Origin of the sequence: Terrirubrum flagellatum, from assembly GCF_022059845.1 — a bacterium.
Taxonomy (GTDB): Bacteria; Pseudomonadota; Alphaproteobacteria; order Rhizobiales; family Beijerinckiaceae; genus Terrirubrum; species Terrirubrum flagellatum.
The window spans coordinates 1,123,980-1,147,350 of record NZ_CP091851.1; the positions used below are offsets into that span (position 1 = coordinate 1,123,980).

At 62.0% G+C, this 23,371-nt stretch carries 17 protein-coding genes; 9 read left to right on the top strand and 8 right to left on the bottom strand.

Going from position 1 to position 23,371, the window contains the following annotated elements; genetic code table 11:
• Positions 1–54: 54 nt before the first annotated feature.
• The 8 genes from L8F45_RS05525 to ilvD all read left to right on the top strand — a co-directional run bounded on the left by L8F45_RS05525 (position 55) and on the right by ilvD (position 10,982).
• A complete protein-coding gene (locus L8F45_RS05525; protein WP_342361886.1) occupies positions 55–1,893 on the top strand; it encodes a GAF domain-containing protein in 1,839 nt (612 codons plus the stop codon).
• A 118-nt stretch (positions 1,894–2,011) separates the two neighbouring features.
• On the top strand, positions 2,012–3,724 hold the full coding sequence (locus tag L8F45_RS05530; RefSeq protein ID WP_342361887.1) for an IlvD/Edd family dehydratase: 1,713 nt from the start codon (positions 2,012–2,014) through the stop codon (positions 3,722–3,724).
• A gap of 175 nt (positions 3,725–3,899) precedes the next feature.
• On the top strand, positions 3,900–5,834 hold the full coding sequence (locus L8F45_RS05535; RefSeq protein ID WP_342361888.1) for a methyl-accepting chemotaxis protein: 1,935 nt from the start codon (positions 3,900–3,902) through the stop codon (positions 5,832–5,834).
• 201 nt (positions 5,835–6,035) lie between these two features.
• Positions 6,036–6,836, top strand: a complete 801-nt coding sequence (gene modA, locus L8F45_RS05540; protein WP_342361889.1) for a molybdate ABC transporter substrate-binding protein — start codon at positions 6,036–6,038, stop codon at positions 6,834–6,836.
• Positions 6,833–7,531 (top strand): molybdate ABC transporter permease subunit, encoded by a 699-nt coding sequence (gene modB / locus L8F45_RS05545; RefSeq protein WP_342361890.1) that lies wholly within the window; start codon positions 6,833–6,835, stop codon positions 7,529–7,531. Before modA ends, modB begins: the two co-directional genes overlap by 4 nt.
• The gene (gene modC, locus L8F45_RS05550) at positions 7,528–8,649 is read left to right on the top strand and encodes a molybdenum ABC transporter ATP-binding protein (protein WP_342361891.1); all 1,122 of its coding nucleotides are present in this window, start codon (positions 7,528–7,530) and stop codon (positions 8,647–8,649) included. Before modB ends, modC begins: the two co-directional genes overlap by 4 nt.
• 31 nt (positions 8,650–8,680) lie before the next feature.
• Positions 8,681–9,028, top strand: a complete 348-nt coding sequence (locus L8F45_RS05555) for a winged helix-turn-helix domain-containing protein (protein WP_342361892.1) — start codon at positions 8,681–8,683, stop codon at positions 9,026–9,028.
• A gap of 91 nt (positions 9,029–9,119) precedes the next feature.
• A complete protein-coding gene (gene ilvD / locus L8F45_RS05560) occupies positions 9,120–10,982 on the top strand; it encodes a dihydroxy-acid dehydratase (protein ID WP_342363370.1) in 1,863 nt (620 codons plus the stop codon).
• Between the two features lie 93 nt (positions 10,983–11,075).
• Here ilvD and L8F45_RS05565 read toward each other — a convergent pair whose 3' ends face one another.
• Together L8F45_RS05565 and L8F45_RS05570 are read right to left on the bottom strand one after the other, a co-directional pair.
• Positions 11,076–13,082 carry a mechanosensitive ion channel domain-containing protein gene (locus tag L8F45_RS05565; protein WP_342361893.1) on the bottom strand — a complete coding sequence of 669 codons (2,007 nt, stop codon included), beginning with the start codon at positions 13,080–13,082 and terminating at the stop codon, positions 11,076–11,078.
• A complete protein-coding gene (locus tag L8F45_RS05570; RefSeq protein ID WP_342361894.1) occupies positions 13,079–14,224 on the bottom strand; it encodes a 2Fe-2S iron-sulfur cluster-binding protein in 1,146 nt (381 codons plus the stop codon). The genes L8F45_RS05565 and L8F45_RS05570 overlap by 4 nt, the downstream gene beginning before the upstream one ends.
• A 169-nt stretch (positions 14,225–14,393) precedes the next feature.
• On the opposite strand from L8F45_RS05570, the gene dxs reads away from it, so the two are divergent.
• On the top strand, positions 14,394–16,328 hold the full coding sequence (dxs, locus tag L8F45_RS05575) for a 1-deoxy-D-xylulose-5-phosphate synthase (RefSeq protein WP_342361895.1): 1,935 nt from the start codon (positions 14,394–14,396) through the stop codon (positions 16,326–16,328).
• Between the two features lie 448 nt (positions 16,329–16,776).
• Here dxs and L8F45_RS05580 read toward each other — a convergent pair whose 3' ends face one another.
• From L8F45_RS05580 to L8F45_RS05605, 6 genes are all read right to left on the bottom strand, one after another.
• On the bottom strand, positions 16,777–17,004 hold the full coding sequence (locus tag L8F45_RS05580) for a helix-turn-helix domain-containing transcriptional regulator (RefSeq protein ID WP_342361896.1): 228 nt from the start codon (positions 17,002–17,004) through the stop codon (positions 16,777–16,779).
• A 363-nt stretch (positions 17,005–17,367) separates the two neighbouring features.
• Complete coding sequence (locus tag L8F45_RS05585; protein ID WP_342361897.1) at positions 17,368–18,219, bottom strand: hypothetical protein; 852 nt, start codon at positions 18,217–18,219, stop codon at positions 17,368–17,370.
• 4 nt (positions 18,220–18,223) lie between these two features.
• Positions 18,224–19,192, bottom strand: a complete 969-nt coding sequence (locus tag L8F45_RS05590) for a ParB/RepB/Spo0J family partition protein (protein ID WP_342361898.1) — start codon at positions 19,190–19,192, stop codon at positions 18,224–18,226.
• A complete protein-coding gene (locus L8F45_RS05595) occupies positions 19,189–20,415 on the bottom strand; it encodes a DNA adenine methylase (protein WP_342361899.1) in 1,227 nt (408 codons plus the stop codon). Before L8F45_RS05595 ends, L8F45_RS05590 begins: the two co-directional genes overlap by 4 nt.
• A gap of 314 nt (positions 20,416–20,729) precedes the next feature.
• Entirely contained in the window at positions 20,730–23,123 is a 2,394-nt protein-coding gene (locus L8F45_RS05600; RefSeq protein WP_342361900.1) for a phage tail tape measure protein, read from the bottom strand.
• A complete protein-coding gene (locus L8F45_RS05605; RefSeq protein WP_342361901.1) occupies positions 23,120–23,371 on the bottom strand; it encodes a hypothetical protein in 252 nt (83 codons plus the stop codon). The genes L8F45_RS05600 and L8F45_RS05605 overlap by 4 nt, the downstream gene beginning before the upstream one ends.

Here is a 23,371-nt window from a genome sequence, read left to right on the forward strand (position 1 = left end):
CGGGCTCGGAGCGGCGCGAGGGATCGTTGGCGACGGGCGACGTCTGGAGCGCGTTTGCGGGCGCGCACGGCCCATGAGTTCTGCCGGTCCTGGCTCGCGCTCCAGTGCGGCATGATCCCCGGCGCGGTCGCGGCGCTATTGCTGCTGGAAGAAGAGAATGGCCGCTACGCCGCGGCCGCCGCCTGGCCCGATCCTGCGCGCGACATGGCCTATCTCGCCCCCGCCGCCGAACAGGCGCTGGCCGAGCGCCGCGGCGTCGCCCGCAAGGCAGACGCAAGCAAGACGGATGCGGGCAAACCGGATACAGCTAGGCCCGAGACCTCTCGGGCGTCCCGGACGCCCGCTCCCGCCGCCTCTCATCTCGCCTATCCCATCGATGTCGGCGGCAGGCTTTATGGCGTTGTCGCGGTCGATATGGGCGCGTCCTCGCCGGCTGCGCTGCAGGCGGCGCTGCGCCAGCTGCTCTGGGGCGTCGGCTGGCTCGAAGCCATGTTCCGCCGCCGCCAGAATGAGGAGGACCGGGCCAGGCTCGACCGCTCCGCCTTCGCCATGGACATCCTCGCAGGCGCGAGCGAGCAGCGCGCCTTCAAGGCCTCGGCGCTCGACGTCGCCAACGAGCTTGCCGCCCGGCTCAATTGCCGACGCGTCGCCATCGGCCTCGCGCGCAAGGACGAGGTCAGGCTCGCCGCTCTCTCCCATTCCGCCGTGATCCGGGAGAAGGCGCAGACCATCGCGGCGCTGACCAACGCCATGGAGGAATGCTACGACCAGTCGGCGCCCGTCTCCTGGCCGGCGAACGAGGCGACTGGGACGGTGATCGCGCTCGCCCATCGCGATCTTGCAAAGCTCTCGGGCGCGGACGCGGTCTGCTCTGCCCCGATGGCGAGCGCCGGCCGCAGGGTCGGCGTGATCACGCTGGAGCGTGAGGGGCCGGAGACCTTCGACGCCAGATCGATCCAGCTCATCGAGGCGGTCGCAGCCCTCATTGGCCCGCTTCTGGAAATGAAGGCCGGGGCCGAGCGCCTGATCGCCGGCCGCGCCGCCGACAAAACCGCATCCGGCCTCGCCGCTTTGTTCGGGCCAAGAAGGCCGGCATTGAAACTCGCCGCGCTCGCCCTTGTCGCCGGCGTCACGACGCTAGCTCTCATGACCGGCGACTATCGCGTCGCCGCCAAAGCCGTGGTCGAGGGCTCGACCCAGCGCGCCGCAGTCGCCCCGTTCGACGGCTTCCTCGCCGAAGCGCCGGCCCGCGCCGGCGACACCGTCGAGGAGGGTCAGCTTCTCGCCAGCCTCGACGATCGTGAGATCAGGCTCGAAGCCGTGCGCTGGAAAAGCGATCTTGAACAGCAGAAGCTCAAATACAATGACGCGCTCGGCAAGCACGACCGCCCCGCCGCCAGAGTCGCCGCCGCCCAGATCGAGCAGTCGCAGGCCCAGCTCGCTCAAGTCGAGGACCGTCTCGCCCGCGCTCGAATCACCGCCCCGTTCCGCGCGGTGATCGTCTCCGGCGATCTCTCCCAGTCGGTCGGCTCGCCGGTCGAAAAGGGCAAGACACTGTTCGAGCTCGCCCCCCTCGACGCCTACCGCGTCATCCTCCAGATCGACGAGCGCGACATCGCCGATGTCGAAAAGGGCCAGAGCGGAACGCTCCTTCTCACCAGCCTCGCATCCGACCCCATCCGCTTCACCGTGAAAACCATCACCCCCGTCGCCACCGCCCAGGACGGCAGAAACCACTTCCGCGCCGAAGCCGACCTCGCAACCAACATCCCCCTCAAACCAGGAATGGAAGGCATAGCCAAAATCCAGATCGACAAACGAAACCTCATCGCAATCCATACAAAACCCGTCACCGACTGGCTCAAACTCGTAATCTGGAAATACTGGCCGTAAAAGAGGCCATGCCTCCCGCGACCAGCTTGTCTGCGCATCCCGACATCGTCGCACGCTGACGCGTCGCATTCCCTCCTGTATGCCTGACGGCTCCGTTCGCCCAGCATTCAGAGCCGTCATGTCCAGCGACGAAAAATCCGCAAAGCCCCGGGGTCTCGTTCGCGGCCTCACCAATTACGGCGATCCGCAATTCTCCGCCTATCTCCGTCGGTCCTTTGCGCGCTCGATGGGATATTCGAATGAAGCGCTGGGACGGCCGATCGTCGGCGTCGCGAATACCTATAGCGGTTTCAACAACTGCCATCGCCATTTCCCGGAGCTGCTCGAAGCGGTGAAGCGCGGCGTGCTCATGGCGGGTGGGCTGCCGATGGAGTTTCCGACGATCTCGCTCGGCGAAGTCTTCCTCAATCCGACAAGTCTGAAATTTCGCAACCTCATGTCAATCGACACGGAGGAGATGATCCGCGCGCAGCCGATCGACTCCGTGGTGCTCATGGGCGGCTGCGACAAGACAGTGCCGGCGCAGCTCATGGCTGCCGTCTCAGCCGACGTCCCGACCGTGCAGCTCCTCGCGGGGCCCATGTCGACGGGCCGTCACCGCGGCGAGCGGCTTGGCGCCTGCACGGATTGCCGCCGCTTCTGGGCGCGTTACCGCGCCGGCGAAATCGATCGCGAGGAGATTGACACGGTCGAGGGCAGATTGGCGACGACGGCGGGCACCTGCGCCGTGATGGGCACCGCGAGCACCATGGCTTGCATCACGGAAACTCTGGGTCTTGCGTTGCCGCGTTCGGCTGCGATCCCTGCGACGCATGCGGACCGTTTGCGCGCAGCCGAGGAGAGCGGACGGCGCGCGGTGGAGCTCATCGGCTCGACGACGCTGACGCCGCAGAAACTGGTGACTGCGAAATCGGTCGAGAACGCGCTGCGCGTGCTGCTGGCAATATCGGGCTCAACCAATGCGCTTGTTCATCTCGCGGCGATTGCACGACGCGCCGGCGTTCCGTTCGACCTACGTCGTCTCAATATTCTCTCCGACGAGACGCCGGTGCTGGTGAATCTGAAACCGGTCGGCGTAAATTATATGGAGGACTTCTTCGCGGCCGGCGGCGTGCCTGCGATCCTGCGCGAATTGCGCGATCTCCTGCATCTCGATTGCCAGACCGTGACGGGAAAGACGATCGGCGAACTGATCGAGGCTCCGCTTGTCGACACGGTCGATCGCGCCGTGATCCGGCCGCGCGACGAGCCGGTCGATCCAGACGGCGGTCTCGTCTCTGTTTTCGGCACGCTCGCGCCGCGCGGCGCCATCGTCAAACGCGCGGCGGCGGACAAGAAATTGCTGGAGCATGAGGGCAGGGCAGTGGTGTTCTCATCGCTCGCCGATCTTGCGGCGCGGATCGACGATCCCGCGCTCGACGTGACGGCGGACGACGTGCTCGTGCTGCAGAATGCGGGACCTAAGAGTGAGGCTGCGATGCCTGAGGCCGGCTATCTCCCGATTCCGCGCAAGCTCGCGGCGCAAGGCGTAAAGGACATGGTGCGCATTTCGGACGCGCGCATGTCGGGCACCGCCTATGGCGCGATTGTGCTCCATGTAACGCCGGAAGCTGCAGTAGGCGGCCCTTTGTCGCTCGTGCGCGATGGCGATCGCATCCGTCTGAGCGTGAAGGAGAGGAAGCTCGATCTTCTCGTCGACGAGGCCGAGCTTGCGCGGCGGCGCTCGGATGCAAAGCCACCAGTTTCCGTTAGGGAAAGACGCGGCTATGATCGTCTATATCACGATCACATCCTGCAGGCGGACGAAGGCGTCGATTTTGATTTCTGCTAGGCATAACGTCGCAACTTCTTCCGTTGAAGTAATTCTCTGACGTTGCGACAGGCGAGCGCGAAGTCGAAGCGGCGTCAAAAGCGCCGCGACAAAATCGCGCATGTGGAGCGCGCGATAACGCGGAATTAAACGCATCTCTGAAATTGATTGGCGCCTGCGCCTCTGAGCCGTCGAAATGCGATTCGCGAATCTGAAAATCTCCTCGAAGATCTCCGCCCTTGTCGCCCTGATGGGGTTGATCGCACTTTGCATCGGCGGCTACGGCGGCTTCTCAGTCCTCAATGTGAATTCGGTCTATTCCTATCAGATGCAGGAAATCGTCCCGGCCCGCATCGCTCTGTCGCGGACGAATATCATGATCAATGGCCTCGGCTACGCCGCCTACAAGGTGATGGCCTATCCCGGCGGCAGCGAAGAGGCGAAGAATGCGGCCAAGGAAACTGACAATTTCTATCGCCAGGCGCTGAGCACGCTCGATTTGGCGGCGGCCGCTCTGCCCGGGGAACAGGCGGCGATCGTTGACAAGAAGGCGCGCATCACGGACCTCATGCGGCTCGTCAATGAAGCGAACGAATTTGGCCTGCGAGACGACGACGCCAACGCCAAGAAGTCGCTGGCGCGGCTGGACAAGGAGATCGCCGCGCTCATCGCCGACATCAGGACGATGGTTGACGTCGGGTTACGTTCGTTCAAGCAGTCGTCGGAAGAATTGACCACCCATTCGAAATGGACTTTCGCCGCGTTGATCGCGATCTCGCTGGTAAGCGTCGGCGCCGGACTGGGGCTTGCGATCTGGCTGACGCGCAAGATGATTGTGAACCCGCTCGATGCGCTCAAGGCGCGTATGGCGTCGCTGGCGAACGGCGACACGGCCTCGCCGATCGAAGGCGAGCAGCGCTTGGACGAGATCGGCGACATGGCGCAGGCGGTCGCGGTCTTCCGCGACGCAGCCATCGAGAAGATGCGGCTTGAGGGTCTCTCCGAAGAGCAGCGCCAGCAGGCGGCCGCAAGCCGAGCCCAGACCGAGGCCGAACGCCAGCGCAACGCCGACGCGCAAGCTGCAGCCGCGGCCGAGCAGGCGAGCGCGATGAGCGCGCTGCAGGCCGGACTGGCGAAACTCGCGGAGGGCGACCTGCAGGTCCGCCTGCGCGACGGCTTCAGCGAGGATTACGCCGCCATCCGCGACGACTTCAACGCCTCGATCGCCAAGCTGCATGACGCAATAACGGCGATCGTGTCCGCGACGCGCGAAGTCTCCAATGCCTCGGGCGAGATTTCTTCCAGCACGACCGACCTCTCCCAGCGCACCGAGGAGCAGGCGGCAAGTCTGGAAGAGACGTCGGCTTCGATGGAGGAGATCGCTGCGACAGTGAAGAAAAACGCCGAGAACGCGCAAAGCGCCAACCAGTCGGCGATCGCGACCCGCGAAGTCGCGCAGCGCGGCGGCGCTGTGGTCGCCGAGGCGGTGGGCGCCATGGCGCGCATCGAGGAAAGCTCGCGCAAGATCGCCGACATCATCGGCGTGATCGACGAGATCGCGCGGCAAACGAACCTGTTGGCGCTCAACGCGGCGGTCGAAGCGGCTCGCGCCGGCGAGGCGGGCCGTGGATTCGCCGTCGTCGCGTCGGAAGTCCGCTCACTTGCCCAGCGTTCGTCGCAGGCGGCGAAGGACATCAAGGAGCTCATCGTGTCGAGTGGTGGCCAGGTGCAGGAAGGAGTCGACCTCGTAAATCGCGCCGGCTCTGCGCTCGCCGAGATCACGGAGTCGATCAAGGGCGTAACCGCGATCGTGGCGGACATCGCGTCCGCCAGCGCGGAACAGTCGATCGGCATCGCCGAAGTCAACAAAGCACTGTCGCAGATGGATGAGGCGACGCAGCAGAACTCGGCCCTGGTCGAAGAGAACGCCGCGACGGCGAAAACGCTGGAAAGCCAGGCGAAGACGATGGACGAACGGGTCAGTCTGTTCCGCGTTGGCGGGACGTCGACCCATGCGACGGCCGCTCCCGCAATCAGGCGTGCGCATGCTGCTAAGCCGGCGGCGCGGCCGGTGGTCCGCACGCAGGGCGCGCTAGCGCTCAGGCCGGCGGCCGATCTTCAGGAATTCTGAGGTCGAGGACGGACGCCGCAAGGCGCCGCCGCCCTTGCCAGCGCTATAGCCATCTGGAAATATCGGCGAAACCCTAGAGCATGGCGCGAAAAAGTGGAAACCGGTTTTTCGCGAGAGTCATGCTCTAAACTTTTGGAATCGATCACGTTTCCTCACTTTGATTGTTTCAATCAAAGTGCGGCGTGATCTAGGGAGTTCGCCGTGAAAACCTCACGCCGGTTCATCGCCGCTGTCGCGCTTGTCGCGCCAGCCCTCGTTCTCGCGCCCATCGCCCAGGCGCAGGATAAGGAACTCGTCATCTTTGCCGCCGCCAGTCTCAAGAACGCGCTCGATGACGCGGCGGCGGCCTGGTCGAAGAGCGCGAACAAGCCTGCGCCAAAGATTTCGTATGCCGCGAGCAACACACTCGCGAAGCAGATCGAGCAGGGCGCGCCGGCCGATCTCTTCCTGTCCGCCGATCTCGACTGGATGGATTATATCGCCGGCAAGAACCTCATCAAGCCGGATACGCGCGTCAATCTGCTCGCGAACCGCATCGTGCTTGTCGCATCGAAGGATTCTGTGGCCGCAATCAATATCGGTCCGGGCTTCGATCTCGGGAAATCGCTTGGGGGCGGGCGCCTCGCCATGGGCAATGTCGATGCGGTGCCGGCAGGCAAATACGGCAAGGCGGCGCTTGAAAAGCTCGGCGCCTGGGATGGCGTGAAAGACAAGATCGCGCAGGCGGAAAGCGTGCGCGCCGCGCTGCTGCTTGTGTCGCGCGGCGAGGCGCCGCTCGGCATTGTGTACGCGACCGACGCCGCCGCCGATCCCAATGTGAAGATCGTCGGAACCTTCCCTGAGGATTCCCATCCGCCGATCATTTATCCCGTCGCCGTGACGAAGGATTCGGCGAACAGCGATGCGGCGACGTTCCTGCAATATCTCCGGAGCGTCGGCGCACGCGGCGCGTTCGAGAAGCAGGGCTTCACGGTGCTGAACAAGCCCGCCACGAGTTCGTGAGCGGCTGGCTCACGCCGGAGGAGTGGACGGCGGTCAGGCTCAGCCTGCTCGTTGCGACGACTGCGACCTTCTGCAGTCTGCCTTTCGGCGCCGCCATCGCCTATGCGCTGGCGCGTTGGCGCTTCCCCGGCAAGTTCGCACTTGATGCGGTCATCCATCTGCCGCTGATCATGCCGCCCGTGGTGACGGGCTATCTGCTGCTGGTGCTGTTTGGTCGACGCGGACCGATCGGATCCTTTCTGGCCGATACGTTTGGCATTGTGCTGTCGTTTAGATGGACGGGCGCGGCGCTCGCCTGCGCGGTGATGGGGTTTCCGCTGCTGGTGCGTGCGATCAGGCTTTCGATCGAGGCGGTCGATCGCAAGCTTGAAGAGGCGGCCGGCGCGCTCGGCGCCAATCCCGTCTGGGTGTTCGCCGTCGTCACGCTGCCGCTCTGCCTGCCCGGAATCATCGCGGGCATGATCCTGTGCTTCGCGAAGGCGATGGGCGAGTTCGGCGCAACCATCACCTTCGTCTCCAACATTCCCGGCGAGACGCAGACGCTGCCGTCGGCGATCTACACCTTCACGCAGATTCCCGGCGGAGAAGGCGGCGCGATGCGGCTGACGCTGATTTCGATCGGGTTGTCGGTGGCGGCGCTTCTCTTGTCCGAGTGGTTCAGTCGCGCCGTCGCGAAGCGGATCGCCATCGAATGACGCACGCGATCGACGTCGATGTCGAGCGTCGGCTTGGCGCGTTTCATCTGCATGCGAAATTCCAGTCGGACGGGCGGCTGACGGCTTTGTTCGGGCGTTCGGGCTCCGGCAAGACGTCGCTCGTCAACATCATCGCGGGCTTGCTCAAACCCGAGCGTGGGCGCGTGGCGATCGACGGCGCGCCTCTTGTTGATATCGAGCGCGGCCTGTTCACGCCCACCCATCGCCGACGCATCGGTTACGTCTTTCAGGAATCGCGCCTCTTTCCTCATCTGACCGTGCGCCAGAATCTCCAGTTCGGCGCCTGGTTCGCTCCGAAGGGCGCGCCGCCCGCAGGCGATCTCAAAACCATCGTTGAGATGCTCGACATCGGCCATCTACTGGCGCGGCGGCCCTCGGCTTTGTCGGGCGGCGAGAAGCAGCGCATCGCAATTGGCCGCGCGCTTCTGTCGAAGCCGCGGTTGCTGCTGATGGATGAGCCGCTCGCTTCGCTCGATGAGGCGCGCAAGGCCGAAATCATGCCTTACATCGAACGGCTGCGGGACGAGTTCCGCACGCCGATCGTCTATGTCTCCCATTCAGTCGCAGAGGTGGCGCGCCTCGCGACGACGGTCGTGCTGCTGGACGCAGGCCATGTCGTCGCGGTCGGCGCCGCGCCGGAACTGCTGAGCCGCAGCGATCCCGCCGTGCAGGCGACGGGCGGCGAAGCGGGCGCACTCATCGAAGCGACCGTCATCGGCCATGATGCGGAGTTCGGGCTAACACAGCTCGAAGCGCGGGCTGGCGTCTTTCATGTCGCGGCGATTGCGGCGGCGGTCGGATCGCGCGCGCGCATCCGCGTGCTGGCGAGCGACGTGCTGATCAGTCTGCGTCCGCTCGTCGGCGCCAGCGCCTTGAACAGTTTCGCGGGCGTCGTCGCCGCGATGTCGCCTGAAGGTCCGCAAGGGGCCTCCGTCGCCGTGCGGATCGATTGCAATGGCGACACAATCATTGCGCGGATTACGCGCAAGTCTGCTGTCGCGCTCGGGCTCACGCTTGGCGCGCCGGTGCATGCGATTGTGAAGAGCGTATCTGTCGATGCTCTCGCGGGGGCGCCCATGCGCAGCGCGATCGCGTAAGGAGAGCGCTGCAAGCGCAAGGGAGGGCGAGATGGCGACCATGAGCATTCGCGTCGATCTCGACAGCAGCGGACGACTCGGGCCGGGCAAGGTCGCGCTGCTGGAGCAGATCGCAGAGCACGGCTCGATCTCTGCTGCGGGGCGCGCCATGGCGATGTCCTACAAGCGCGCCTGGGAGCTGGTCGCCGACATCAACGCGAGCTTCAAGAAACCGCTGGTCAAATCCCAGCCGGGCGGAAGGCAGGGCGGCGGCGCCGTCGTGACGCCGCTCGGGCTCGAACTGATCGCCCAGTATCGGGCGATCGAACAGGAGGCGCGGGCGGCCGTTGCGGAAAGGCTCGCGGCTCTGGAGGCTGCGGCGGTGAGCCGCCGGGCCTGATTTTCCGATCGGCGCATGCCTGCCATCGGTAAGCCGGCTTGCAGGCCTCCGGCCGATCCTGCATTGAGACCGCCGCTTTCGAGGACGCCCGATTCCCGCCTATCGCTCCCGCACCACGACCCATGGCCGCAACATGGCCGGCGCCCGCGGCCTGTGGCGCGCCACCGGCATGAAGGACGAGGATTTCGGCAAGCCGATCATCGCAGTCGTCAACTCCTTCACCCAGTTCGTGCCGGGCCATGTCCATCTCAAGGATCTCGGCCAGCTTGTGGCGCGCGAGATCGAGAAGGCCGGCGGCGTCGCCAAGGAGTTCAACACCATCGCCGTCGATGATGGCATCGCCATGGGCCATGACGGCATGCTCTACAGCTTGCCGTCGCGCGAGATTATCGCGGATTCCGTCGAGTACATGGCGAACGCCCATTGCGTGGACGGCCTCGTCTGCATCTCCAATTGCGACAAGATCACGCCCGGCATGCTGATGGCTGCGTTGCGGCTCAATTTGCCGACCGTGTTCGTCTCGGGTGGGCCGATGGAGGCGGGCAAAGTCAATCTCAAGGGCAAGCTGAAGGCGGTCGATCTCGTCGACGCGATGGTCGCCGCTGTCGATGACAGCTACACCGAAGAGGAAGTGAAGGCCTTCGAGCGCTCGGCCTGCCCGACCTGCGGCTCATGCTCCGGCATGTTCACGGCGAATTCGATGAACTGCCTGACCGAAGCGCTTGGTCTTGCGCTCCCCGGCAACGGCACGGTGCTCGCGACGCACGCCGACCGCAAGCGGCTCTTCGTCGAAGCCGGCCATCTCGTGGTTGATCTGGTGAAGCGCTATTACGAGCAGGACGACGCCTCTGTCCTGCCGCGCAACATCGCGACGTTCGACGCGTTCGAGAACGCGATGACGCTCGACATCGCCATGGGCGGCTCGACCAACACCGTGCTGCATCTGCTCGCCGCCGCGCATGAAGCGGAAGTGCCCTTCACCATGAAGGATATCGACCGGCTGTCGCGCCGTGTTCCCGTGCTGTGCAAGGTCGCGCCGGCGAAGTCCGACGTGCATATCGAGGATGTGCATCGCGCCGGCGGGATCATGGCGATCCTCGGCGAACTCGATCGGGCTGGCCTTATCCATGCCGAATGCGGCAGCGTGCATAGCGCGACGATGAGCGAGGCGCTGGCGCGATGGGACATCACGCTGACCGGCAGCGAGACGGTGAAGACCTTCTATCGCGCGGCGCCGGGCGGCGTGCCGACGCAAACACCCTTTAGTCAGTCGCGTCAGTGGGAGGAGCTTGATCTCGATCGTGAGGCGGGCGTCATCCGCGCGAAGGAGCACGCCTTTTCCAGGGATGGCGGCCTCGCTGTTCTCTACGGCAATCTCGCGGAGCAGGGCTGCATCGTGAAGACGGCCGGCGTCGACGAGAGCATCCTGAAGTTCAACGGCCCGGCGCGCGTCTTCGAAAGTCAGGACGATGCGGTGAAGGGCATCCTGAATGGCGGCGTGAAGGCCGGCGACATCGTGCTGATCCGCTACGAAGGTCCGCGCGGTGGTCCGGGCATGCAGGAGATGCTGTATCCGACGAGCTATCTCAAGGGCAAAGGGCTCGGAAAGACCTGCGCGCTCGTCACCGATGGTCGTTTCTCCGGCGGCTCCTCGGGCCTCTCGATTGGTCATGTCTCGCCGGAAGCGGCCGCGGGTGGTCTGATCGCGCTGGTCGAGGAAGGCGATCACATCGAGATTGATATTCCGGCGCGGCGCATCCATCTCGCGGTGGCGCAGGATGAACTCGATCGTCGTCAGGCGGCGATGAAGGCGAAGGGCAAGCGCGCGTTCAAGCCGGCGCAGCGCGATCGAAAGGTTTCCGCTGCGCTGCAGGCCTATGCGGCGCTGACCACAAGCGCGGCGCAGGGCGCGGTGCGCGACGTCAGCGGCTTCATAGATCACGCCGCGCTTTGATTGAATCAATCAAAGCGCGGGAACGTGATCGATTTCCAATATTTAGAGCATGGCTCTTGCGAAAAACCGGTTTCCACTTTTTCGCGCCATGCTCTAAGCGATCGCGGCTGAGGCGGGCGGAGCCGCTTCGCGCGGCTTCTCGTCGATCATCCCCGCAAACGATGAAGACTGCTGCAGTACGACGGTCTGCGCGCTTTCGGCGAAACGGATGCCGGCGTCGCGCAGCCGCTGCTCGATCAGTTTGAAGGCGGCGGCGCGCACATCAAACTGCTTGCCTGGCGTCGTCTCGAATTTGCAGCGGAAGATCTTCACGCCGGGATCGATGCGATAGATTTTCCCCTTGAGCGGCTCACGCATTTGCGGACCGATTTCGGGGTCTTCCATCATCTCTTCACCGACTTTCTTGATCAGCTTGCGGATCTGCTCGCTGTCGACGGAGATCGGCAGCGGCAGGTTAAATTTCTCCACGACCCAGTCGCGCGAATTGTTGCGCACAGTGCCGAGCGATCCATAGGGCACGAAGTGTAGCGGGCCGTTGTGATGGCGCAACGCGACGGTGCGCAAGGTGATGCGCTCGACCGTGCCCTTGGTGCTCGATCCGCTCTCGATATATTCGCCTACGCGGAACACGTCTTCAGCGAGATAGAAGAAGCCCGAGATGACGTCGCGCACGAGCGCCTGGGCGCCGAAGCCGACCGCGATGCCAAGCACGCCAGCGCCAGCGAGCAGCGGCGTGATCTCGACGCCGATCGCCCACAGCGCGGACAGGACGAGAAGCACCGCAAGCACGACCGCCGCCGTCATCCGCAGAATGGGCAGCAGGGTCAGAAGGCGGGCGTTGGGCCCGGGCTCATCGAGAGAAGCGAGCGGCCCGATCTGCTTCAGCCGGTGATCGATCCTGGTGCGGATCGCGACCCAGGCGACATTCGTCAGCAACACGAGCGCGAGCACTTCCAGCAGCTTGAACCCGAAGCGCACGATCGGAATGTCGCTCATCGCCAGCGCTTCGAGCGGAAGATCAAGCGCGATGGCGCAGGCGGCGAGACCGACCAGCACAACGATGAGGCGCGCAAGAGCCAGAGCGCCGCCGGCGATGATCGTCGGATCGATTGCGTCGCTTGTCGCAGCCGGTTGATCCGGGGTCGCCTCGATCCTGTCCTTCCAAAATGAGAAGATGAAGGGCCGCAACGCGATCTGGCAGGCGATGACCGTAAGCACAATCGCGACAATCGCCGCAGCCTTCGCGCCCGCCACGATCCACAACACGTAGGTCGCGAGCACGAGGAACGCTGCAAGGAAGTGTTTGGGGAAGGCCGGTATGCGACGCTTATGGCCGGATTGGAACGCGGTCTTGCGGCCTCTCAGCCCGATCGCTGCGGCGATCAGCAGGATCGCCGCAGCAAGCGTGACCGCGAAGAGCCGCAGCGCGCTAGCCGCATGAGGCGCGCTGAACGTGCGTTCGAGCAGATCGGACACGAGGCTGCCGGTCGCCGCGATCGCGGCGAGAGCGCCAACTATGATCATGATCCAGGCCGCTTTGCGCGTCGACATCGCGATCAATCGAAGCGAAGGCGGTCGTGGCGAGACGAGAGTGAAGGTCACGACGAGCGCGGCGCGGATCGCAACGATGATGAGTGTGGCCGTCACCACGATTTCGTGCACGCCAGGCGGCCAGGTGAATGCGGCCGAGGCGCCGATCGTCGCAACCGTGAAAATGACGAGTGCGAAAACAACGATCCAGAATCGTCGCACAGCGAGAATAGCGGCCTGTCGCGGACTTGCGACAGGCGACGCTTCGATCGCGCGCAGCGGCGGATAGGCGAAAGTCCAATAGTACCATTCGGCGCCGCAACCGATCATCAGCAAAATGAGCAGATAGGTCGCGGCGCGCACGCCGTCGCCGCTCATCAGCGCGCTGCTGGCGCTTGCGCCGAGCGCGTCGAATTCGCGCCGCGCCATGGCGAAATCAGCGATGAAGGAGGCGATGCGCGCCTTGCTGTGGGCGAGCACACCCATGGTCATTCCGGCGTCGGCGGCGTGGGCGGACGACGCTGCAAGAGTCGCGCCGACGATAAGCGTGAGATGTTTCATCGTACTCATGCCGGCTGCTCCGCCGCGGCGTCGAGACCATGTTCATGCAGGCGGTGCTCTTCTTCCCATCGCATGGGATCGCGCGCCGCGTCGGCGTCCGCATAGGCCGGCAGCAGGCGCGTCACCATCAATCCGCCGCCGAGCACGCGCGCCTTGCAGGCGAGCCGCACGTCAGGCGCCGCATCGAGGCGCGCAAGCATCCGTCGCTCGGTTTCATCGACGCGGTTCAGCAGGTTCGCGGTTCCGCTCACGCGCACGCGGCATGTGCCGCAGCGGCCGCGTCCCGAGCAGACATGCGCATGCGGGACCCTGTTCAACAGACTCAATTCAAGAATAGACAGACCACGCCGCCCGGTTGCGATCTCGCCGGTGTCATAGACGATGCTGACCGGCTTCATCCGGTTCGCGACGATGCGTGCGCACAGGATGAACACGGCCAGCGTGAGCAACGCGGCGTAGATCGTCAGCACATTGCTCTGAATCTCGGCGAGCCGCTGCGCCACGCTGCTCGCCCGTCCGACATTGGCAGTGATCTCGGCTTTCCAGGCGGGATCGGAGGCGAGCTTCGCCAGCACCTCCTTGCCCGATTCCGCGAAGCCGATGAGCGACAGGAGCGGCACGATGAAAAGAAGCGGCAGCAGCAGGCCGCCGATTTTCCGCCAGGCGGGCTTCAGCACCAGCCAGGAATAAAGCCCGAGCGCGCCATGGATCCAGACCGCGACGACCGCGAGGAGCTGCTGGAAAGCGTAAAAGGGCGCATAGCTCCAGTAGAAGGCGAGGATGAAGCCGTAATCGCCGCTGAAGTCGCGCGTGAGCTCGCCCGTCACCCGCATCGCCAGGACATGGGTGATGAGGAGAGGCGGGACCGAGAGGCCTAGCGCGAGCTGCACCGCGTCGGTGCGGCTGAGCGCCAGGCTGCGGCGGGCTGCGATAGCATAGAGTCCTAGAAGCGCATGTATGACGGCGCTGGCGGCGAGGACGCGCTCGCCCCAAGGCGTCTGCCAGGGCCAGAGCAGCGTCGAGCACCAGCGCTGCATCGCTTCAAGGGAATGAAGCCCGAGGATCAGATTGGAAAGATGGGCCGTCACGAAAGCCAGCAGCGCCAGCCCGGAGACGAGGCGAACTGTGCGCAGCAGGGAATCGAGCGGCATTTCCGAGGCTTCCGTCCAGCGACTATAGAGGGCGGGGGAAGGCTGAAAAGGGCTCAAACCAGCGATCGCCGGCGAGCGGGCGGCGGATGGCTGATTTGTGACCCCGCCGTGAAGACTTGCCATCGCGTTGCCCAGGCTTCATCCCTGCGGCGCTGTTCCAGGACCCGACATGCTGCTGCGCAACTCCAGCCTCCTCGACTCCATCGCGACGCCCGCCGATCTCCGGGCCATGGATGAAGGGCTGTTGCCCGAAGTGGCTGACGATCTCCGGCGCGAACTGGTCAACGCCGTCTCGGTCACGGGCGGGCATCTCGGCGCGAGCCTCGGCGTGGTCGAGCTGACGGTCGCCCTTCACTACGTTTTCGATACGCCAAGAGACCGGCTGATCTGGGACGTCGGCCACCAGGCCTATGGCCACAAGATCTTGACCGGGCGGCGCGATCGCATCCGCACCATCCGGCAGGAGGGCGGGCTGTCAGGGTTCACCAAGAGGTCAGAAAGCGAATACGACCCGTTCGGCGCCGCCCATTCCTCGACATCGATCTCGGCTGGTCTCGGCATGGCCGTCGCCCGCGATCTGTCGGGGGCCAAGAACCACGTCGTGGCGGTGATTGGCGATGGCGCGATGTCCGCCGGTCTCGCCTATGAGGCGATGAACAATGCTGGCGCTGGCGATGCGCGGTTGATCGTGATCCTCAACGATAATGACATGTCGATCGCGCCGCCGGTCGGCGCCATGTCCGCTTATCTCTCTCGGCTTTTATCGAACCGCACCGTGCTCACCATGCGCGACATCGGCAAACAGGTTGCGGCGAAACTCTCGAGTCGTCTCGACCGCACATTGTCGAGCGCGGTGCGCCATGCGCGCGGCTTCATCACCGGCGGCACGCTCTTCGAGGAGATGGGTTTCTATTATGTTGGGCCGATCGACGGGCATGATCTCAATCATCTGCTGCCGGTCCTGAGGAATGTCCGCGACGCCCATATCGGCCCGGTGCTGGTCCATGTCGTGACCAGGAAGGGCAAGGGCTATGCGCCCGCTGAGGCGAGCGCCGACAAATATCACGGCGTCAGCAAGTTCGACGTGGTCACCGGCGTGCAGGCGAAGAGCAAGGCGAAGGCGCCGAGCTATACGCGCGTGTTCGCTGACAGCCTAATCGCCGCGGCTCGAAATGACGAGAAAATCGTCGCGGTGACTGCGGCGATGCCGTCAGGCACCGGGCTCGATCTGTTCGCGAAGGAATTTCCCAGGCGCACGTTTGATGTCGGCATCGCAGAGCAGCATGCAGTGACGTTCGCGGCGGGCATGGCTGCTGAAGGCTACAAGCCGTTCTGCGCGATCTACTCAACCTTCTTGCAGCGCGCCTATGATCAGGTCGTGCATGACGTCGCGATCCAGAATCTGCCAGTGCGCTTCGCTATCGATCGCGCGGGTCTCGTCGGCGCCGATGGCGCAACTCATGCGGGATCATTCGATATCGGCTATCTCGGCGCGTTGCCGAACATGATGGTGATGGCCGCCGCAGATGAGTGCGAGCTTGCGCGCATGGTGGCGACATCAGTCGCCCATGATTCCGGCCCGATCGCCTTCCGCTATCCCCGCGGCGAGGGAAATGGCGCGTCAATGATGGACGCGGCGACGCCGCTCGAAATCGGCAAGGGTCGCATCGTGCGACAGGGAACGAGCGTGGCATTGCTGTCGTTTGGCTCACGCCTTGGCGAATGCCTCAAGGCTGCCGATGAACTCGCCAGTCGCGGCCTCTCAACCACCGTTGCCGATGCGCGCTTCGCCAAGCCGCTCGATCATGCGTTGATCGAAAAACTGGCGCGCAATCACGATGTTCTCCTCACGGTGGAGGAGGGCGCTGTCGGCGGCTTCGGCTCGTTCGTGATGAAGCATCTGTCCGATGCGGGACTGCTCGACGGCGGTCTGCGCTTCCGCATGATGACGCTTCCCGACGCGTTCCAGGATCATGGCGATCCCGAGCGCATGTATGCGGCGGCCGGTCTCGATGCGCGTGGCATCGTCGTAAAGGTGATGGCGGCCCTGCCTGGCTTCGCCGCCGCCGACTCCGGCCACGCTTCCGGACGGCGCAGCGAATAGCCTTGACGATCTTTTCCGCCGCCTCGTAGATGGCGGGGCGCGGGCGTGGCGAAATTGGTAGACGCATCGGACTTAAAACATTTGAGTGCTCCCGGGGAAACCCGGGATGCAGAACCGCTCAAAATCGGGGAACCCTGTGAAATGGCGATCCCGAGCCAAGCCCCTTCCGGGGAAGGTGTAGAGACTAGACGGGCGGCGCCTACAGCTCACAGCCAGGGTGAAGGGATAGTCCAGACCACGAACGCCTCGCGGCGGCGGCGAAAGCCGAAGTGGTACGAAAATCCGTAGGGCCGTAAGGTCCGTGGGGGTTCGAGTCCCCCCGCCCGCACCAGACCTGCGCATTAAGTAGCTGAAATATATATGTTATTTATCTCTCTCTCAAGGCGGCCCAAGGCTCGGCCCTAGGCGAAAAGGCGGTTGCCAGAGCAGGAATGCAAGCGGTCCGCACTCATTTGGCCTCTTGGGAAGTCCCCTCTTTGGCCTCGACAGATGAATTCAGAATCGCTTCCGGGCTGACGCTCGCTACGTCGATGCCCCGCGCTCGCGCGATAATGCCGAGCACATTGGCGATGTGACCCGCGTCGCCAGTTTCGAGCGCATCCTCAAGCAAGATGAGCTGCGACTCAGGCGTCGTGAAATGGTCATCGATGTTCCAAACTTCGGTTTTGACTGCCATCGCGATGTCCTAGCGGATGTATCGGCGCGCTGGTCAGCTCAGCGCCAAAAGCTTGACCCCACCTGCCTCCTGTTCCTAGCTTCCGCTCGGAAGCGGCGAGGGATCGAACAGTGGCGAGACGCGAGACCTATACTGCAAAGGTAAAGTGCCATGGTTGCCAACAAGAGGGAACGGCAACGTTCAGTGAAAACGAAAATCCGGTCTATAGTCGTGGCAAATTAGATCGCGACGTCGAGTCAGTCAGCGACGGCTTCGTTCTAAATCCAAAAACATCTCAAGGCATCGGCTGCACAAAATGCGGAAGCACTGATGTGAAACAAGCATGAGACGAGTGCGGCAGGCCAACAGCTAAAGCCGCGTCCTTCAGGCTTCAAATAGGTTACCGGTGAGGCCGCACTGTTTCACGCTGTCTCTAAAATGCGCGATCTTCTTTATTCCATCTAAGAATCCGTGACGGCAGTCCCGATACTTTGTGTAAGCTTGCTTCTTGTTCCTTGGTGTGTGGTGCGCGCTGTTTCGATATACACTGATAAAGCTCTGTGCGCCGCCAATAGCGGCAGCGGCATTTTTCAAATTGGCTGCATCTTTCAGCGCTTCCAATGTCTTGGCCGAAAAGCCTGGCTTGACATCGCTTGCCGTAACCCATCCCTTAGCGACGGCGTCTTTACCAGCCTTGAAAACTGTGGCCTCGACGACTTCGCTTATGTCCGCCACGCCAGACTGCGCATTTTGCTTGTATTTCTCAAAGCTCTCGGCAATCCGTTGCCTGAATTTTTTAGGCAACCCCTTTATTTCTTCGACGAAAAGCCCATCGGTGATTTGCATTACGAGCGGTATGCTGCCGCAGCGCTTAACAACAGTCCCCTGCGCATCAACAGTAAAAAGCCCATACCCGTCCGCCATGAGCTTCTTCGCGGAAGGTTGATCAGCCAGATAAGCTTCTTCAGGACATACGCAGTACACTGTTATGGGAGCTTGCACGTTCAAAATATCGGTGCGCCTCATGTTAAAAATCAGCGGATATGGCGTCTCTGACGCCTCGGCTACGATTGTCTGATGACCGTTTACCGTGAACTGAATTGACGGCCTCCAGCTGAGATTCGCATCCAGTTGAGAATTCAATAGGATTGTCGGCTGTTGAAAAATCTTCTCGAAATGTGCCTTCGCACTGTCGCGAAGAAAATCCGTTCCGGAACTAAGCCCCACCGTGCTCATCGGCTCAGTCCCGCAGTAATGCTCTTAGCCGCTTAAACAAAGCTCGCAGATGTTCGAGGAATTCGTCGTCGAGATCATCTTTGCGGTCCTGTTCAACTATCTCATCAATGAACTCTGTGAGTGATGTGATATGTCGCGTCGCCTCGCGTTCTCCGTACTCAAAGCGAACAGTCGATTCATAAGCTTCGCGAATTCCAAATCGATTTGATGGATTGAAGACTCGGTCAAGAGTACCGCGTGCGCTTCTGTGAGCGAGCCCCAAATTATCGACGGCGGTGGCAATCTTTGATAGCTGTCGGAAATCAGTAACCGCCGAAATAGTGTTATCTTTGAATTTTTTCACCAAAGTATCGCGGATGTCATTTAGTCGAGGGCTATATTCCGGCATGCGCTTTACGACTGTCTTGAGCGATCGTTCCATCTCAATAAAAAAATCTTCAGATAGACGCTGCTGAGACTTGGGCTTTTCAAGCTCGTGCAGCAACATTGTCTTAAAGCTTGACGGCAGATCTAAAAGCAATTGGCATCGCCGAATTGCTCCCCGGGAAAGCCCCGTCAATTCTGAAAGCGTTGCTTCGCCAGGTCGTTCTCTGTTTTCGGCTTCATATAGATCGATGACGCGCTCAAGTTTTGAGGCTATCGTGTAGTAATCCCATTGCTCTCGCAGCGCATGAATGTTGTACATCAAGACAAGATTCTGCAACTCAGTGGGCTTGTCTTGTATAAGCGCTGGTATGGTCTTGAGATTGAGCTTGCTAGCGCATCGCCAGCGGCGCTCACCATCGATAAGACGGTATCCTCCGTTGCCATCCTCATAGACAGTGACCGGCACTTGGACGCCGTGTTTATCGATGGATCGCATTAGGCTTTCCATCTCCTCTTGGCGAAATACCAATCGAGGATTTTCGGGATTTGGCCGAATCTGCTCTGGTGGGAGAGCTCGGAGACGCTGCTTGTTGCGCAAGTCAGTCATCGATTGCTAGCCCTGTACACCATCTCGGTTACGCTTGAGCTGGCCTCGCCTTTCGATGCGCCCATTGTCGAATGCACATGCTCAAAGGACATCGGCGCGTCTACCCGACGGTAATGGCGAGCCAGCATATCTGGAATCGCTGTGCGCGAGTTCTCAAGCAACCCGTTAGTTGGATAGCTTAGAACCAGATCGGCCCCTGCTTCAGAAGAGCGTGAAATCAACAAGTCAATCGAACTCGCTACCTCGCGTTTGACCGAAAAGCTCGATACCGATCTTTCCTCCCGATAACGCGCCTTCGATGACGTTTTTGGATAGTCGTATAGAAGGATGGTCTCGTAGAGGTGATAATAGCGGGAGTACTGATCATCGGTATAAGGAGGGTCCGCATAAATTACTGATGGCTTCTCGGCGCTGTCTTTTACCTTGAAAAGAAGATCTAGAGCATCACCGCAAAATACTCGGTTGGCGCTTCGCCAGCGCCGAGATCTAAACGGAGATAGCTCGCCAAGAGCGATCATCCATTCATGCACAATCGATTTAGATCGCTGGCGCGCATACCGCTTTTTCGTTTTGGCCTTGATTGAGAGGAACTGTGCGAAGTGTCCAGTCGAGGTTGAGCAGCGCGAAACCGCCTTGCAAAGAGCAAGCAGATACCAGCGTCGGGCATCTTCACTAATTTTGTTCTGCGACGCTAATTCGGTGATTGAAAAATGCAGGCTGTCGACTTGAATGCACTGCCTCAGGCCGAGATAAGTTCCGGCATAAATAGTCGAAAATAGACGATGAGGAAACGTTGTCGGGTGCCGCCTCAGCCGCGAAATTTCATCGTTTGAATCTTCGTAGCGCGCGAGGCAGGCTTCCTCTGCGGCGACGAACGCCTTGACGGTTCCATCAGCAATCGCTTTTTCTTCGAGCTCAAGTTCGTTCTCGAATCTTCGGCACAACTCGATCTCGTTGCGCGCGAAGGAATCATGGGTCACTGTCGCAGATGCAGTAACATCGGGCGGCAGTTCAGAAGAACAAAAGAAAGCGCGAGCGACGGTGGACGCAAATAGCTGAGCGTCGTTCGACCAGATGGATCGAGAGGGCGATACGGCCGTGCCAACAGCGCACATGCCGGCAAAAACATCAAGAAATGGGCCCGCCCGCCCGCGCTCAACGATCTCGGCAACGGCGGCCGCCAAAGCACGCTTGGTGCCCATATAGCTCACACCAAGCGGCATCTTCCCCCCTAGAACAGACGCGCCTGTAAAGACGTTATTCGTCTAACCAAAGTGAGACGATAGTCAAGCGTGGTTAACGCTAGGTTTCTCCGCAGGAACTGCGCGAGGAGGCGATGTCCGTACTGCGCAGGGATCATGAAAATTCTTGAGGTCTTCAAGAGCAACGTAGAGACATAGTGCTTGCGAGGCGCTCAAAGAGCTGCATGTCTTGCGATATGAGCGTCTGAACGCGATTGCAGGGCGCTATTCGCGATGAGGAGTATCCTCGACCAGCCGTGTCTCACGCTCCGCAGCCGATTTATCGAGGGCGAGCATCAATGGCCGATCCCTGCGTCGGCGTGGATGCCGTTGACCGATGAGTCGAGACCCTTCACCTGCGGCCTGATCGGCACATTGATTCCAGCCGCGAACGCCTGCGTGAGCTGGGCCATAATCGTCTGCGCCGTGGCGACCGCGACGGCGCCCGCCGACGTGAGCCCTTCGTTGAGCCCTTGGCCGACCTCTTGCCCGGCCTTCGCCCCCGATGCCTTGCCATCGAAATTCTTGAGCGGATCAAACTGACCGCCCGCCGGATTGGCCGCATCCCAGTCTATAAGCACCTTGCGTTTGGACTCGGGCGTTCCCTCCTGCCGGCGCAGACTATCGATCAGCTCGCGACGGCGGCGCAGACGTTCAATCTCGGCGTTCCCCGAGACGGCGCCCATCTCGTCACGAACGCGGCCACGGCTGACGGCTCCCTCTTGGTCCGTTCCGAGCGCATTTCGAGCCGCGTCCGGTCCATACTCATACGCCGCGCCTGCGCCGAGTATCCAGGGCGAGCGGCGTAGCAAGAACCCGCCGATGGCCGCCATGGACGGCACCCTGTTGAGAAAGCCAAGCAGCCCCGCAGCACCAGGCGCACCTGTGAATGTGCCAATCGTCGCCATCACGCGAGCAGTCCCGAGCGTGCCGGCAAACGCAAGCGCCGCCGCTCCGGCTCCAGCGAGATAAGTCCCGAAGCGGATTGTCCCGGCGTCCAACTCCGCGACGTGCTGTGTGAAGCTGGCGAACTTCGAAACGGCGCCGGTCATCCATTCGTCATTGGCGCGGCCGACAGCAGTCTGGAAATTGAGGATAGAGCCTTCGGCCCGCGCCAGAGCGCCGGCAAAACCGCCCATGCGCTCTTCGGCGATCTTGGCGGCGAAGCCCTCGGGAGCACCCCGGAGCTGGTTGACATAGTCCTGCAACAGCTTCGGGTCACGCAACGCGGCGCGCGCCCGCCCGCCCTGCTTGTCGGTGAAAAACGCGTTGAGCTGAGCCAATGTCGGATTGGCTTCTGAGATGGCACGAAGCAACCCTTCACTGTCGACGCTTTCGACGCTCATGCGGTGGAATTGCTCCGCGACTCTCGCGATCGCCTTTCGGTCCACCGCGCTCATCTCGCCTTTCTTGGTCTTAGCGAAGTCGTTGGACAGCGCCTCAGTGACCGCTGAGATGAACTCGCTGCGGTCGCCGACCTTTTCCGGGTCGGCCATCGCCTCTTGGATCTTCGCACGAGCATCAGGAGATATCGCCTTGCCGAACTTCTGTCGGTACGCACCCTCGAAATTGTCCGCGCTCATGCCGCCGGGCATTCTCGTGAACTTGCTGTAGTCAATGCCCATCGCGTTCAGAGCCATGATGCCCTTGCCAGTCGGCGAGACGAGTTTCCCCGCCATCGTACGCACGGCCGTGCCTGCTTCATCGCCGCGAATGTTGGAACGACGCATGAGCGCGCCAAGCGCCCCAAGCGTCTCGTCACTCAACCCGGCGCCAGAGCCCGGCATGCCGCCCAGCTTGAAGTATTGTTTGATATCCTCATCGTCGAGGCCGCCGATCTTGGCGAGCTTGACGCTTTGATCCACGATGCGGCGCATCGTCGCCATCGCTTCGTTGGCGTCCTCGATGTGCTTGCCCGTCCCGAAGATGATGCCCTCAAGGGTTTTCGCGGCTTCATCGAGTGTCGTATTCATCGCCGAGGCATAATTCGCGGCCTCTCCGACAAACGGTCGGATAAAGTCCTTTTTGACGCCGCGCTGCGCGAGGCTCGTTTGCGCCTCGATCACCTGCAGATCGTTGAAGCGGGTCGTAGCGCCCATCCTTATGGCTTGATCGATAAAGGGCTTTTGCTCCGCGTCGGAGAGCCCGAGGATCGCTTTTTGGTAGCGCCGTAGATCGTCGAATTCCTTGTATGTGTGAACGATCTTTTCTGCGCCACGCGCCACGCCATGCACCCCCAACGCACCGGCGGCGGCATGACCGACATTGTATTGGCCAGCAAGCGAGCCAACGAATCCGTGGCTGCGATCAACAGGCGCCTTTGGAACCTCGCGCCGCTTCGCAGCTAGCGCAGCCTCCTCACGCGCGACGCGCCTGAGCGAGGAAATCATACCCGTTTCCCAAACGCGGATCTTCGTAAGATCTGCTTTGGTCCAGTCGGTGGCCGTCCCCGCCAGCTTCGCTGTCGACGTGTAGTCTTTAAACTGCGTGACTACTTTCTTGATCGATTCCGATGAAACGCCAAGTTTTGCGAGGTCGTTCGCCATCTTCGGCGACAACCCGCTTTCCATGGCTTTCGTGATTTCCTTGGCGCTCTTGCCGGCGCCAAGCAACGCCTTTTCCATGCGAGCGGCTGGGCCGGTCACATCATCGATAAGCCTGACGGTGACCTCTGCGGTTTTTGCGGTCATTTGCGCGGTTCCCGAGAGCTAACGAGCGCCCGCCGACGAAATGCGATTTCCTCACGAGCAAGCCTGATAACATCTACGATGGAAGCGTTGCTGCTCATTGCATCAACTTCGTCGATCTTGACTCCGAACTCGTCTTGGAAAAGCGAAGCGAGTTCAATCAGGATCAAGGCGCGCTCAGTGTTGCGTTCGATAGCCTCGCCAAGCCATCCGGCTTCCGCAGCTTCGGCGCGAATCTGCCATTCGGTCAT

Bases quoted from the DNA above. Each gene is read 5' to 3' on its own strand.
- dxs (WP_342361895.1), top strand. From the start codon at position 14,394: ATGCTGCTGCGCAACTCCAGCCTCCTCGACTCCATCGCGACGCCCGCC.
- L8F45_RS05605 (WP_342361901.1), bottom strand. From the start codon at position 23,371: ATGACCGAATGGCAGATTCGCGCCGAAGCTGCGGAAGCCGGATGGCTT.
- L8F45_RS05590 (WP_342361898.1), bottom strand. From the start codon at position 19,192: ATGACTGACTTGCGCAACAAGCAGCGTCTCCGAGCTCTCCCACCAGAG.
- L8F45_RS05585 (WP_342361897.1), bottom strand. From the start codon at position 18,219: ATGAGCACGGTGGGGCTTAGTTCCGGAACGGATTTTCTTCGCGACAGT.
- L8F45_RS05530 (WP_342361887.1), top strand. From the start codon at position 2,012: ATGTCCAGCGACGAAAAATCCGCAAAGCCCCGGGGTCTCGTTCGCGGC.
- L8F45_RS05580 (WP_342361896.1), bottom strand. From the start codon at position 17,004: ATGGCAGTCAAAACCGAAGTTTGGAACATCGATGACCATTTCACGACG.
- modC (WP_342361891.1), top strand. From the start codon at position 7,528: ATGACGCACGCGATCGACGTCGATGTCGAGCGTCGGCTTGGCGCGTTT.
- L8F45_RS05535 (WP_342361888.1), top strand. From the start codon at position 3,900: ATGCGATTCGCGAATCTGAAAATCTCCTCGAAGATCTCCGCCCTTGTC.
- L8F45_RS05565 (WP_342361893.1), bottom strand. From the start codon at position 13,082: ATGAGTACGATGAAACATCTCACGCTTATCGTCGGCGCGACTCTTGCA.
- L8F45_RS05595 (WP_342361899.1), bottom strand. From the start codon at position 20,415: ATGCCGCTTGGTGTGAGCTATATGGGCACCAAGCGTGCTTTGGCGGCC.
- L8F45_RS05600 (WP_342361900.1), bottom strand. From the start codon at position 23,123: ATGACCGCAAAAACCGCAGAGGTCACCGTCAGGCTTATCGATGATGTG.
- L8F45_RS05555 (WP_342361892.1), top strand. From the start codon at position 8,681: ATGGCGACCATGAGCATTCGCGTCGATCTCGACAGCAGCGGACGACTC.
- L8F45_RS05570 (WP_342361894.1), bottom strand. From the start codon at position 14,224: ATGCCGCTCGATTCCCTGCTGCGCACAGTTCGCCTCGTCTCCGGGCTG.